The following is a 13075-nucleotide window of genomic DNA, read 5'->3' on the forward strand; positions in this document are numbered from 1 at the left end:
GCTTACCGTGAACAGTGACGTTGCCGATGCGTAGGGTGACTGTCCGGAGCTTGTCCGGTCGTGTCCGGGCTGTCGGGACGGTGCGTGCGGGTAGGGGGCGTCGCGGCACGGTCGTACGACGGAGGGCGGGGGATGTCTGAGGAAGCGGGATCCAACAGCGAGGCGGACGAGCCGGGTTGGGAGGTCGACCCCGATGACGAGTGGGGGTTGGCGGTCCTCGCGACGGTCGGGCGGCAGTTGAGGCTGAGGCGAGAAGCGGTGGGGATGCGGGCCGCCGACTTCGCGGTGGCGGTGGGGTACGGCGAGGACCTGGTCTACAAGATCGAGGGCGGGAAGCGGATTCCTCGGCCCGAGTATCTGGACAAGTCCGACGAGGTGTTGGGTGCGCGCGGACTGATCTCGGCGATGAAAGAGGACGTGGCCAAGGTCCGGTACCCCAAGAAGCTGCGCAAGATCGCCGAGCTGGAGGCGAGTGCGGTGGAGATCGGGGTCTACGTCGGGCTCAGCATCCACGGGCTGCTCCAGACACCTGAACACGCGCGGGCGCTGTTCGAGGCGCGGCAGCCGCCCTATCCGGACGCGGAGATCGAGCGTTTGGTGGCCTTGCGGATGGCGCGGCAGACGGTTTTCGGCAGGACGTCAGTGCCGGCGATCAGCTTCGTGCAGGAGGAGGCGTCGCTGAGGCGTCACGTCGGAGGCACAATGGTGAGGCGTGGCCAGCTCGAACATCTACTGGAGGTGGCGCAGTTGCGCAATGTCACGTTCCAGGTGATGCCTACGGAAACCGGCGCGCACCCCGGTGTGGATGGCAAGATCGAGTTACTGAAGTTCGCGGACGGCACGGCCGTGGGGCGTTCCGACGGGGCCTTCGGTGGTCGTCCGACTTCGGAGCCGAGGGAACTCCGCGTTCTCGAACTGCGGTATGGCACCATCCGGGCCCAGGCTCTCACGCCGGGGGAGTCCCGCGTCTTCATCGAGCAACTGCTGGGAGAAACATGATCCGCAAGGCCTCAGCCGGGGAAACCTCTGAGCTGAAGTGGTTCAAGAGCAGCTACAGCGACGGCACCGAGGGCGACTCCTGCGTCGAGATCGCGATAGCGCCCCGCACGATCCACATCCGTGACTCAAAGAACGTGGAGGGCCCCCGGTTCGCGGTCACCCCGGCCGCGTGGACGGGTTTCGTGCGCCAGTTGGGAGAAGCGTGACGCCGCCTGAACTGACCTGGTTCAAGAGCAGTTACAGCGGTGGCACTCAGGGCGATTCCTGTGTCGAGATCGCGATAGCGCCCCGCACGGTCCACGTCCGTGACTCCAAGCACGCCGAGGGCCCCCGCCTCACCCTCACCCCCTCCGCCTGGACGGATTTCGTCACGCGTCGGTGAACGGGTCGCCCAGGACGCCGGCCAGCCGGATGAGTCCCGGACCGTCTCCGTCCGTCGTCACCGCCGCGTAGACCGTGTAGGCCCATCCCCGCTCGGCCGCGTACCGGGACGTCCAGGTGAGGACTTCGTCGACGTCGACCTCGCCCAGAACCTCGTATTCGTACGCCGTCACCGTCGCCACCTCCCAGAAGTAGACGCGGTACCGGGCATGGTCCTGCTCCCAGGTGGTGTCACGGGGGTCGATGTCGCGAATGTCCATGAAGCGAGCTTAGGGAAGCGAACGCATCCGCCCCGGACCAGCCCCCGCCCCACCCCTCCACAGACTGGGGTCATTTCCAACCACTCACCAAGCTGCACAGCGGTTAGTTTCACCCCCAGCTTCCAGCGATCCCCTGCACCCCCGCACCGGATACCCGGCACCCGGCACGTGACGCCCACCCCGAGCAAACCCGCCCCCACCCCGCTCCCCGACAACCGCACTCCCCTCCGCGCGGTACCTTCATCGCGACGCCGATGAGGAGAGTGAACGTACGTGAGTAAGTTCGTGCGGCCCGCTGCCGAGGGTGCCGACCCGTTCGGGACCGCCCGTCTGCGGCGTGGGGTGCTCGACGCCTGGGCGACCAGCCCGGCGCGGTTCCGGGAGGACGCCAACGCCGAGGAGGATCTCGTCCTCGGCGGGTACCGGGACCGGCTCGTCGTCGAGCTCGCTCAGAACGCCGCCGACGCAGCCGCCCGCGCGGGCGTGCCCGGGCGGCTGCGGCTCACCCTCCGCGACGGCGTCCTCTGCGCAGCCAACACCGGCGCCCCGCTCGACGCGGCCGGTGTCGAGTCCCTCTCCACCCTCCGCGCCTCCGCGAAGCGCGACGCCGGTGACAGCGCCGTCGGGCGATTCGGCGTGGGGTTCGCCGCCGTTGTCGCCGTCACCGATGAACCCGCCGTCGTGGGGCGGCACGGTGGTATCCGGTGGTCTCTCGCCGAAGCCCGCACGCTCGCCGACGACACCGCCCGGCACAGCCCCGGACTCGGTACCGAGATCCGCCGCCGCGACGGTCACCTCCCTCTTCTCCGTCTTCCGTTCGCCGCCGAGGGCACCGCCCCCGACTCGTACGACACCGTCGTCATCCTCCCGCTGCGCGACACCGCCGCCGAGGACCTCGCCGAGCGACTTCTCAACGCCGTTGACGATGCGCTTCTCCTCGCCCTCCCGGGGCTCGCCGAGGTCGTGGTCGAGGTCGGTGACCAGGCCGCCCCGCGTATCCTCACCCGGCACACCGACGGCGCCGACACCGTCGTAGAGGACACCCGGGACGGGACCACCCGCTGGCGTACCGCCGCCGCGCACGGGGCGCTCGACAAGGAACTGCTCGCCGACCGGCCCGTCGAGGAGCGGGCGCGGCCATACTGGTCCGTCACCTGGGCCGTGCCCGTCGATGACGACGGGACTCCGGCCCGGCCCCGCACCAGCCCCGTCGTGCACGCGCCCACGCCCAGCGACGAACCCCTGGGCGTGCCTGCCCTGTTGATCGCTTCGCTCCCGCTCGACACCACCCGTCGGCATGCCGCGCCCGGTCCGCTGACCGACTTCGTCGTGGAGCGCGCGGCGGACGCGTACGTCGAACTCCTCGCCGCCTGGCGGCCGGTGACCACCGGCATCATCGACCTCGTGCCCGGGCCCCTGGGGAAGGGGGAGTTGGATGGCACGCTGCGCCAGGCGATCCTGCAGCGGCTGCCGCGTACCTCCTTCCTGCCGCCCGCCATCGAGCCCACGGGCGACGACTCCGAACTGCCCGAGTCCCTACGACCCCGGGACGCCGAGGTCGTCGAGGGCGCCGGTGCCGACACCGTGCAGGTCCTCGCCGAGGTGCTGCCCACCCTCCTCCCCGCCGGGCTCGAACGGCGCGTGGAACTACGGACGTTGGGCGTCGCCCGGGTCCCGCTCACCGACGCCGTCGACCGGCTGGCCGGTCTGGAGAAGGACCCCGGCTGGTGGCGGCGGCTCTACGACAGCCTCGCGGGCGTCGACCCCGACCGGCTCAGCGGACTGCCCGTGCCGCTGGCCGACGGGCGGACGACGATCGGGCCCCGGCAGGTTCTCCTCCCCACTCCTGACTCCGCCCAGGTGGAGCCCGAAGTCCTCGCCCGGCTCGGGCTCAAGGTCGCCCATCCGGACGCCGCGCACCCCCTCCTGGAGAAGCTCGGCGCGCTGCCCGCCACGCCCCGCGCGGTCCTCACCACGCCCCAGGTACGGGCCGCCGTGGCCGCCTCCCTCGACGACGAGGGCGGGGCCGTATGGGACGAACCCGCCCCGGACGCCGAGGAGTTGGCCGACACGGTGCTCGCTCTCGTGCGGGACGCGGATCTCGAACCCGGTGACGAACCCTGGCTCGGCGCCCTCGCCCTGCCCGACGAGGAGGGCGAACTCGCGCCCGCCGGCGAACTGGTCCTGCCCGGCAGCCCGTTCGCCCAGGTGATGCGGGAGGACGAACTCGCCTTCGTGGATTCGGAGTTGGCCGAGCGCTGGGGCGAACAACCCCTCGCCGCCTGCGGAGTTCTCGCCACCTTCGCCCTCGTCCGCGCCACCGACGTCGTCCTCGACCCGGACGAACTGGAGCCCCGCGACAGCGACTTCGCCGAACCCGACGACCCCGGCCTGCTGGACTCCGTGGACGTGTGGTCGGAAGACGTCCTCGACCGCTTCCCCGACACCCCGGTACCGCCCGTAGCCACCGAACTCGTCGCCGTACGCGACCTCGACCTCGTCGACGACGACCGCTGGCCCCAAGCACTGGCCCTCCTCGCCCAACCTCCCCTCCGCGACGCGATCACCCAGCAGGTCCGCATCCTGCTGCCCGACGGCACGCACGAAGTCGTACGGCCTTACACCGCCTGGTGGTTGCGCGGGCACCCGGTGCTCGACGGCCGCCGCCCGGCCGGCCTGCTGGCCGCCGGCGGGGACCCGCTGCTGCGCGGCCTCTACGACGAGGCCGACGCGACCGGCTTCGACGACGAACAGGTGCTGCGGGCGCTGGGCGTACGGACGTCGGTGGCCGCGCTGCTCGACGAGCCGGGCGGCGCCGCCGAACTCCTCGACCGGCTCGCCGACCCGGACCGCGAGGTCACCGGCAGCCAACTCCACGCCCTTTACGGCGCGTTGGCCGACCTGGACCCGGAACAGGTGACCCTCCCGGACGACCTGCGCGCCGTCGTCGACGGCGAGGTGACGGTCGTGGACGCGGCCGACGCCGTGGTCGTCGACTCACCCGACCTGCTGCCGTTCACCGAGGGCGTCCCGCTGCTCCCCGTACGGCCTTCCAGGGCAGCCGAGTTGGCCGAACTCTTCCAGGTACGCCGGCTCAGCGAGTCGGTCACCGGCGAGGTCACCTCCGAGGGTGCCGAGCACGACGTACCGGAATCCGTCCGGACCCTCCTCGGCCCGCTCACCCCCGCGACCTACGTCGAACACGAGGAACTCGTCGTGGACGGCGTCGAGATCGACTGGCGCCGGACGAGGGACGGGGTGCTGCACGCCTCGACCCTGGAGGGCGTCGCGGCCGGGCTCGCCTGGGCGGCGGGGCAGTGGCCCCGGCGGTTCGAGGTGGCCGCGTTGCTCGAAGACCCCTCCCGGACCGAGGAGTTGGCGCGGGACCGCTGGTTCGACTAGTGGGCGGGGCGTTGCCGATCTTCACCAACCAACCAAGAAAGTTCCACGACTTGTACAACCCTTCCCTCCTGTCGCGAATCTGATCACCTGAGCCACCGGGCTCCACGATCACGTTCACGTTCCATGGGGGAACACATGCGCATACGTGCCACCGTCGTCGCCGTCTCCGGCGCCCTCGCCCTCTCCGCCGTCGCGGTCCCGGCCGCGCAGGCCGACGGCGGGTCGGGCGACACAAAGATCACCAAGGTGGTCGTCGACGGCGACAACAAGGTGACCGTGGGCACCTCCAGCGCGAAGAGCATCAAGGTCAGCGTGACGGCCACCGACAACTCGGGCATCGCGGGCGCCGACGAGTTCGCGCTGTCGGGTCCGGGCTACGGCTTCCTCACGACCAGCAAGCCGACGTGCGTCAAGGTCAACGCCACGACCTCGACCTGCTCCGCCTCGGTGCTGGTGGACCCGAAGGTCGACTACCTCCTCAACGCCAACGCGGGCACCTGGTACGTCGACGCGTGGGTCGACGCCAAGGACGGCGACTACATCTGGAAGGAGAAGGCCTCCTCCTTCTACTTCCAGCGCGCCTCCCAGCTGTCGGCCAACGCCGCCCCGGAGCCGGTGAAGAAGGGCAAGACCATCACGGTCACGGGCAAGCTGAGCCGCGCCAACTGGGAGACCCTGAAGAACGCGGGCTACGCCGGCCAGCCGGTGAAGCTGCAGTTCCGCAAGAAGAGCGCCACGACCTACACCACGGTCAAGACCATCAAGACCAGCTCCAACGGCAGCCTGACGACCACGGTACCACCCGTCGTGGATCACATCACCTGAGCCAACAGGCTCACACGATCACTTCTCTACCTGGGGACTCCATGCGCATGCGTGCCACCCTCGGCGTTGTCACCGGCGCCCTGGCCCTCTCCGCTCTCGCCGTGCCTGCCGCGCAGGCCGACGACGGCCAGGGGGACACCACGATCTCGAGCGTCGTGGTGAACGGCGGCAAGCCGGTAGTCGTCGGCGCGACCGCGAAGAAGACCATCACGGTCAGCTTCACGGTCAAGGACGCCTCGGGCGTCAACTGGGCGCAGGCGATCCTGTACCACGGCGCCACCATCGACTCGTCCGACAGCGGCGCTGTCGCCAACAGCAGCGACGGCCGCGCCACCTGCACCAAGGTCGACGCCACGACGTCGACCTGCAAGTCGACCTTCGACATGAAGCCGGCCCACAACCTGATCAACGCCGTGGCCGGCGGCTGGAAGGTCTGGGCGATCGCCACGGGCAAGGACGCCGACTACGTCCAGAAGGACAACGCGAAGACCTTCCAGGTCCAGCGCGCCTCCCAGCTGACGGTCAACGCCGCCCCGGAGCCCGTGAAGAAGGGCAAGACCATCACGGTCACCGGCAAGCTGACCCGCGCCAACTGGGACGCCGGTACGTACTCCGGTTACTCGACCCAGCCGGTGAAGCTGCAGTTCCGCAAGAAGAGCGCCACGACCTACACCACGGTCAAGACCATCAAGACCAGCTCCAACGGCAGCCTGACGACCACGGTATCGGTTCGCAATCCCCGTACAAAAATCTGATTCGGGCGTACAACCTTCACCACTGGTCGTGAATCAGTTCACGTGAGCCAACAGGCTCCGCCATCACTTGGGCCCCCGGCGCCGACGACGAGCCGTTCGGAACGACCAGCGCGCCGGGGCCCCCTTTCTCCACTTGGGGAACGCATGCGCATAAGCGCCACCGTGGCTGCCGTATCCGGCGCCCTGGTTCTCTCCGCCTTCGCCGTACCGGCCGCGCAGGCCGCGGGCTCCGACGCCGGCTCGTACCGCTCGGACGTCGCGAAGGTCATCGCGGCCGCCCACGCCGCCTCCGGCAAGGCCGCGCTCAGCAGCTCCACGGCCGCCGACGACGAGCCGTACGCGCTGGACGTCACCTTCTCCAACGTCAAGGTGCACAGCGGCAAGCCGATCGTGGTCGGTGCCGCCGCCCACGTCTCCGTGCCGGTCACCTACACGCTGACGCACGGCGCCGACGTCGACGTCACCGCGTCGGACTTCGACAGCGGCCCGTTCCTCTACAAGGGTTCGTTCACCGACCCGACCAACATGCTCTTCGGTGACAACCCGGGCACCTGCACCGTCACCTCGGCGACCACCGAGTCCTGCAAGGCCACGATCGACATCCGCCCGGCCGACGGCGACCTGTCGAACGTCGACGCCGGTGCCTGGAAGGCCGGCGCCCTGGCCATCGCGTACAACGGCCAGGACCCGACCAGCTCCACCTTCGACATCACCAAGGTCGGCGTCGCCGAGCAGGGCGCCTTCGCCTCCCCGAACGTCACGCGTCTGTCCAAGCTGACGGTCAACGCCGCCCCGGAGCCCGTCAAGAAGGGCAAGACCATCACGGTCACCGGCAAGCTGACCCGCGCCAACTGGGACGGCGACAACTACACCGGCTACTCCACCCAGCCGGTGAAGCTCCAGTTCCGCAAGAAGAACGCCACGACCTACACCACGGTCAAGACCATCAAGACCACGTCCAACGGCAGCCTGAAGACCACCGTCAAGGCCACGGTCGACGGCTACTTCCGCTACAGCTTCGCGGGCACGGCAACCACCGCCCCGATCAACGCGACGGGCGACTACGTCGACGTGAAGTAGTCAGAGCAAAGGCAGCGACCCGCGCCCCTGAAAACGGGGGCGCGGGTCGCTGCTTTTGGCTTTCAGGGGCGCGGGGAACTGCGCGACCAGCCCCCACCGGCCCGCAGCCGAAAAACACTCACGCCACACCCCGCCGATCGACCAACCTCCACGCCACCTCCAGCAAAACCCCCGCCACCCCCGAAATCCCCACCGCGATCCACGGCATGGTCACCCCCACCAACTTCAACGCGAAGAAGTGCTGAAGCCAAGGCACGACCAGCACAACCACGAACGCCGCCCCCATCGACGCCACCAGGGCAACCCGCCACCACGTGTACGGCCGCGCGATGATCGCCAGCACCCACATCGAGATCAGGAACAGCGTCAGGGTCGCCGCACTGGTCTCCGCCGCCAACGACCCCTTCCCCGTGTACTGGTGACGGGCGATCAGATACGTCACGAAGGTCGCCGCCCCGGCGATCACCCCACCCGGTATCGAATACCGCATCACCCGCCGCACAAAATGGGGTTTCGCCCGCTCCTTGTTCGGCGCCAGCGCAAGAAAGAACGCCGGAACCCCGATCGTCAACGTCGACAACAGCGTCAAGTGCCGCGGCAGGAAGGGATATTCAACCCGCCAGCACACCACCAGCACCGCCAGCAGCACCGAGTACACCGTCTTCACCAGAAACAGCGTCGCCACCCGCGTGATGTTCCCGATGACCCGCCGCCCCTCGGCAACGACCGAAGGCAACGTAGCGAAGCTGTTGTTGAGCAACACGATCTGCGCGACCGCCCGCGTGGCCTCGGACCCGGAGCCCATCGAGACCCCGATGTCGGCATCCTTCAGGGCGAGTACGTCGTTCACCCCGTCCCCGGTCATCGCGACGGTGTGCCCGCGCGACTGCAACGCCCCCACCATGTCCCGCTTCTGCTGCGGGGTGACCCGCCCGAACACCGTGCCCTCGTCGAGGGACTTGGCCATCTCCTGCTGATCCGAAGGCAGTTGACGGGCGTCCACGACCTGCCCGGTGAGCCCCAGCTTCCCGGCCACCGCGCCCACGGACACCGCGTTGTCCCCGGAGATGACCTTGGCGTGCACATCCTGCTCGGCGAAGTACGCCAGGGTCTCGGCCGCGTCGGGCCGCAACCGCTGCTCCAACACCACCAGCGCGGTCGCCTCGGCCTCCCGCGCGACCTCGGGATCGTCCAGCTCACCCGCGACCCGGGCCAGCAACAGCACCCGTAGCCCCTGCTCATTGAGCCGCACGGTCTCCTCCAGTGCGGGATCATCCGCACCCAGCAGCACATCGGGCGCCCCGAGCAGCCACGTGCTCGACTCCCCGTTCCCCTCACTGAAGGACGCCCCGCTGTACTTGCGCGCCGAGGAGAACGGCAGCGACTCCACACACCGCCACTCCTCGCTGTCCGGATAGGCGGTGATGATCGCCTGAAGCGACGCGTTCGGCCGCGGGTCCGACTCGCCGAGCGCGCCGAGGACTTTGCGTACGTACGTTTCGTCGGCCCCGCCGAGCGGACGCAACTCGGTGACGTCCATGCCGCCCTCGGTGAGCGTGCCCGTCTTGTCGAGGCAGACCGTGTCGACGCGGGCGAGGCCCTCGATGGCCGGCAGTTCCTGGACGAGGCACTGTTTCCGGCCAAGCCGGATGACGCCGATCGCGAAGGCGACGGAGGTGAGCAGCACCAGCCCCTCGGGCACCATCGGCACGATCCCGCCCACGGTCCGCGCGATCGAGTCCTTGAACCCGTGCTGTTTGACGACGAGTTGGCTGATGACCAGGCCGATCGCGGTCGGGATCATCATCCACGTCACGTACTTGAGGATCGTGGAGATACCGGTGCGCAGTTCGGAGTGGACGAGCGTGAACCGGGAGGCCTCCTCGGCGAGTTGGGCGGCGTACGCCTCGCGCCCCACCTTCGTCGCCTCGAACGCGCCGCCGCCGGCGACCACGAAACTCCCGGACATGACCGCGTCCCCCGGCCGCTTGACGACCGGGTCGGCCTCACCGGTGAGCAGCGACTCGTCGATCTCCAGCCCGTCGGCCTCGACACACTCGCCGTCGACGACGACCTTGTCACCCGGCCCGATCTCGATGAGGTCGCCCAGCACGATCTCGGAGGTGCTCACCTCCACGGCGGCCCCGTCACGCCGTACCGTCGGCTTCGCCTCGCCGATCACCGCGAGGGAGTCGAGGGTCTTCTTCGCCCGCCACTCCTGGATGACGCCGATCCCGGTGTTGGCGATGATCACGTACCCGAACAGGCTGTCCTGGAACGGCGCCACGAACAGCATGATCAGCCAGAGCACGCCGATGATCGCGTTGAACCGGGTGAAGACGTTGGCGCGGACGATCTCGCCGAGGGAGCGGCTGCTGCGCACCGGGACGTCGTTGACCTCCCCGCGCGCCACCCGTTCGGCGACCTCGGCGGTGCTGAGTCCATGGGCCCGCCGCGCCGGAATGGGCACGGGGTGCACAGGATCGAGTTCGGCGCCCGCGTCGGTGTGCGTCATGCATTCGACGGTACGTGCGGATTTACGGCTTCACCCGCCGAGTGCCCGGAAGATCCGACCAGGGGAGGACGGCGGGCGGGGTGGAGTGATGCCGTGGTTGTACGGGGGTGTCGTTACTCGGCAGCAGCCGACGACCCTTCCGCTTCCGGACTCCCCGCGGCCGCCGCCCGCTTGAGCGCCGCGTCCCGCCCGCGGACGTACCAGATGCCGATGAGGCCCAGCCCGCTCCCGGCCAGGCAGGTCCACAGCCACCACAGGTGACCGTGGTCGTCGAACCAGCCGTAGAAGGGGAGCTGTACCAGGAAGAGGACGAACCAGAGGATCGTGCCGCCGATGATGGTCGGGACGATCGGGCCCTCCAGGGGCTCCGGTGCCTCGTGTGTCGGTGTCCACTTCGCCATGCCCCCAGCTTACGAGGCGGGACAAGACCCGTGGATCTCCGTCTGTCTACGCGCGGAGATAGCGCCTGACGTCTTCATATGTTCATACTGAAACGGTTTCTGTCTGTCCACTTCTGCTCGTAGGAACATCCAATGCCGACCGCCCTCGACCGCTACTTCAAGATCTCCGAACGGGGCAGCACCCTCCCCCGTGAGATCCGGGGCGGATTCGCCACCTTCTTCGCGATGGCGTACATCATCGTGCTGAACCCGATCATCCTCGGCAGCGCCAAGGACATGTACGGGCACCACCTCGACAACGGCCAGCTGGTCACCGCGACCGCCGTGACCGCCGCCTTCACCACCCTCCTCATGGGTGTCATCGGCAACGTGCCGATCGCGCTGGCCGCCGGACTCGGTGTGAACTCCGTCGTCGCCCTCCAGCTCGCGCCGCGCATGTCGTGGCCGGACGCGATGGGCATGGTCGTGCTGGCCGGCCTGGTCGTGATGCTGCTGGTCGCCACCGGGCTGCGCGAGCGCGTCATGAACGCCGTGCCGTACGGACTGCGCAAGGCCATCTCGATCGGTATCGGCCTGTTCATCATGCTGATCGGGCTCGTGGACTCCGGGTTCATCACCCGCATCCCGGACGCCGCCCAGACCACCGTCCCGCTCCAGCTCGGCGCCGACGGTCACCTCAACGGCTGGCCGGTCCTGATCTTCGTCATCGGCGTGCTGCTCACGCTCGCGCTGATCGTCCGCAAGGTCTCTGGGGCGATCCTGATCTCCATCGTCACGACGACCGTCCTCGCGGTGATCGTGAACGCGGTCGCGACGATCCCCTCCTGGGGCCTGACCACCCCGAAGTGGCCCGGAAACCCGGTCGCCACCCCGGACTTCGGCCTGATCGGCAAATTCAGCCTCTTCGGCGGCTTCGACAAGGTCGGCGTACTGACCGGCGTGCTCTTCGTCTTCACGGTCCTGCTGTCGTGCTTCTTCGACGCGATGGGCACGATCATGGGCATCAGCGACGAGGCCAAGCTGACCGACGCCCAGGGCAACATGCCCGGCATTAACAAGGTCCTCTTCGTCGACGGCATCGCGGTCGCGGCCGGCGGCGCCAGCTCCTCGTCCGCGACCACCTGCTTCGTGGAGTCCACGGCGGGCGTCGGCGAGGGCGCCCGCACCGGCTTCGCGAACGTCGTCACGGGCGCCCTGTTCGCCGTAGCGCTGTTCCTCACGCCGATCGCCACGATGGTCCCGTCCCAGGCGGCCACCCCCGCGCTGCTCGCGGTGGGCTTCCTGATCCTGGCGGGCTCCGTCAAGGAGATCGACTGGGCGGATCACACCATCGCGATCCCGGCCTTCATCACGATGGTGATGATGCCGTTCACCTACTCGATCACCAACGGCATCGGCATGGGCTTCATCACGTTCGTGGTGCTACGGCTGGTGGCGGGCCGGGGCCGGGAGGTCCCGGTGCCGATGTACGTCGTCGCGGCGGTGTTCGGGTTCTACTACCTGATGCCGGCGCTGGGTCTCACGTGACCCCGTAGAACTTGTCGGTCTCCTCCACGGCGGTCTGGAACCGCTCGTCGAAGTCGTCCCGAATGAGCGTCCGGACCACATAGTCCTGGACGCTCATTCCCCTTTTGGCCGCATGGTGTCGGAGCCGTTCGAGCAGCTCCCCGTCTATCCGCAGGCTGAGCACGCTGGTCCCCATGAACACGAGGGTCCGGGGCGCTTCCGGGCGATGGGTGACGTTCCGCGCCGGTATCACTCATATGGGTGACGCGATGTTTGCTGGGGGGTGCCCCCAGGCCCCCAGGCCCCCAGGCCCCCAGGCCCCCAGGTTCAGTGTCCAGGGTCACGGGCATCTCGGCGTGTCGCCATTGGTCTTTAGCGAGAGTAATGAGTTACGCTAAAGAACATGCCGGACCTTACCCATGGCGACGACGCTGCCGCCGTGAACTCCCTGCGATCAGCCGTGATGCGGTTGTCCCGTCGACTCAAGCACCAGCGGGTCGACGAGTCACTGAGCCCCACCGAGATGTCGGTGCTGGGCACCCTGTCCAACTGCGGCAGCGCGACTCCTGGCGAGCTCGCTCGCAAGGAGCATGTGCAGCCGCCCTCGATGACCCGCATCGTGGCGCTGCTGGAGGCCAAGGGCCTGGTCCAGCTGGAGCCGCACCCCGAGGACCGGCGCCAGAAGGTCGTCACCAAGACCCCCCAGGCCGAGGCGATGCTCGAAGAGAGCCGCCGCAAGCGCAACGCGTTCCTGGCCGGCCTGGTCGACGGCCTCGACGAGGACGAGTGGGCGAAGATCGTCGCCGCCGCCCCCGTGCTGGAGAAACTCGCACACCTGTAAGTCCGTCTATGTAGGAGGCGACACTTTTGAGTTCGGGACCCGGAGCAGATTCCGCACCCGCGCCAGCCACCCCCGACTCCCCGCCCACCCCTGACACCCCCGGCAAGTCC

At 68.8% G+C, this 13075-nt stretch carries 13 protein-coding genes; 9 read left to right on the forward strand and 4 right to left on the reverse strand.

Going from position 1 to position 13075, the window contains the following annotated elements; genetic code table 11:
* The first annotated feature begins 132 nt into the window (after positions 1-132).
* From OO70_RS21365 to OO70_RS21375, 3 genes are read left to right on the forward strand one after another with little or no spacing between them, the layout of a single operon-like run.
* Positions 133-999 (forward strand): helix-turn-helix domain-containing protein, encoded by an 867-nt coding sequence (locus OO70_RS21365; protein WP_043673581.1) that lies wholly within the window; start codon positions 133-135, stop codon positions 997-999.
* Entirely contained in the window at positions 996-1205 is a 210-nt protein-coding gene (locus OO70_RS21370) for a DUF397 domain-containing protein (RefSeq protein WP_043673585.1), read from the forward strand. Before OO70_RS21365 ends, OO70_RS21370 begins: the two co-directional genes overlap by 4 nt.
* On the forward strand, positions 1202-1381 hold the full coding sequence (locus OO70_RS21375; protein ID WP_043673588.1) for a DUF397 domain-containing protein: 180 nt from the start codon (positions 1202-1204) through the stop codon (positions 1379-1381). Before OO70_RS21370 ends, OO70_RS21375 begins: the two co-directional genes overlap by 4 nt.
* On the opposite strand, the gene OO70_RS21380 is transcribed toward OO70_RS21375, so the two are convergent.
* Positions 1368-1640 carry a hypothetical protein gene (locus tag OO70_RS21380; protein ID WP_051741474.1) on the reverse strand — a complete coding sequence of 91 codons (273 nt, stop codon included), beginning with the start codon at positions 1638-1640 and terminating at the stop codon, positions 1368-1370. The genes OO70_RS21375 and OO70_RS21380 overlap by 14 nt on opposite strands.
* A 273-nt stretch (positions 1641-1913) precedes the next feature.
* Here OO70_RS21380 and OO70_RS21385 point away from each other — a divergent pair, with 273 nt between their 5' ends.
* From OO70_RS21385 to OO70_RS21400, 4 genes are all read left to right on the forward strand, one after another.
* Entirely contained in the window at positions 1914-5042 is a 3129-nt protein-coding gene (locus tag OO70_RS21385; protein ID WP_043673592.1) for a sacsin N-terminal ATP-binding-like domain-containing protein, read from the forward strand.
* Positions 5043-5177: 135 nt separating this feature from the next.
* Complete coding sequence (locus tag OO70_RS21390) at positions 5178-5867, forward strand: calcium-binding protein (protein WP_234336897.1); 690 nt, start codon at positions 5178-5180, stop codon at positions 5865-5867.
* Positions 5868-5914: 47 nt separating this feature from the next.
* The gene (locus OO70_RS21395; protein ID WP_234336898.1) at positions 5915-6622 is read left to right on the forward strand and encodes a calcium-binding protein; all 708 of its coding nucleotides are present in this window, start codon (positions 5915-5917) and stop codon (positions 6620-6622) included.
* Between the two features lie 144 nt (positions 6623-6766).
* Complete coding sequence (locus tag OO70_RS21400; protein ID WP_043673595.1) at positions 6767-7702, forward strand: hypothetical protein; 936 nt, start codon at positions 6767-6769, stop codon at positions 7700-7702.
* Between the two features lie 118 nt (positions 7703-7820).
* Here the strand turns inward: OO70_RS21400 and OO70_RS21405 are convergent, their stop codons facing one another.
* Positions 7821-10217 carry a cation-translocating P-type ATPase gene (locus tag OO70_RS21405; protein ID WP_043673598.1) on the reverse strand — a complete coding sequence of 799 codons (2397 nt, stop codon included), beginning with the start codon at positions 10215-10217 and terminating at the stop codon, positions 7821-7823.
* A gap of 113 nt (positions 10218-10330) precedes the next feature.
* Complete coding sequence (locus OO70_RS21410; RefSeq protein WP_043673601.1) at positions 10331-10618, reverse strand: DUF2530 domain-containing protein; 288 nt, start codon at positions 10616-10618, stop codon at positions 10331-10333.
* A 132-nt stretch (positions 10619-10750) separates the two neighbouring features.
* On the opposite strand from OO70_RS21410, the gene OO70_RS21415 reads away from it, so the two are divergent.
* Positions 10751-12145 carry an NCS2 family permease gene (locus tag OO70_RS21415; RefSeq protein WP_043673604.1) on the forward strand — a complete coding sequence of 465 codons (1395 nt, stop codon included), beginning with the start codon at positions 10751-10753 and terminating at the stop codon, positions 12143-12145.
* On the opposite strand, the gene OO70_RS21420 is transcribed toward OO70_RS21415, so the two are convergent.
* Positions 12138-12320 carry a ribbon-helix-helix protein, CopG family gene (locus OO70_RS21420; protein ID WP_063749734.1) on the reverse strand — a complete coding sequence of 61 codons (183 nt, stop codon included), beginning with the start codon at positions 12318-12320 and terminating at the stop codon, positions 12138-12140. The two genes, OO70_RS21415 and OO70_RS21420, sit on opposite strands and share 8 nt — an antisense overlap.
* A 207-nt stretch (positions 12321-12527) precedes the next feature.
* Here OO70_RS21420 and OO70_RS21425 point away from each other — a divergent pair, with 207 nt between their 5' ends.
* A complete protein-coding gene (locus OO70_RS21425; protein WP_019072529.1) occupies positions 12528-12965 on the forward strand; it encodes a MarR family winged helix-turn-helix transcriptional regulator in 438 nt (145 codons plus the stop codon).
* The last annotated feature ends 110 nt before the right edge of the window (positions 12966-13075 follow it).

Origin of the sequence: Streptomyces xylophagus (assembly GCF_000716435.1) — a bacterium.
In the GTDB taxonomy this organism is placed as follows: domain Bacteria; phylum Actinomycetota; class Actinomycetes; order Streptomycetales; family Streptomycetaceae; genus Streptomyces; species Streptomyces xylophagus.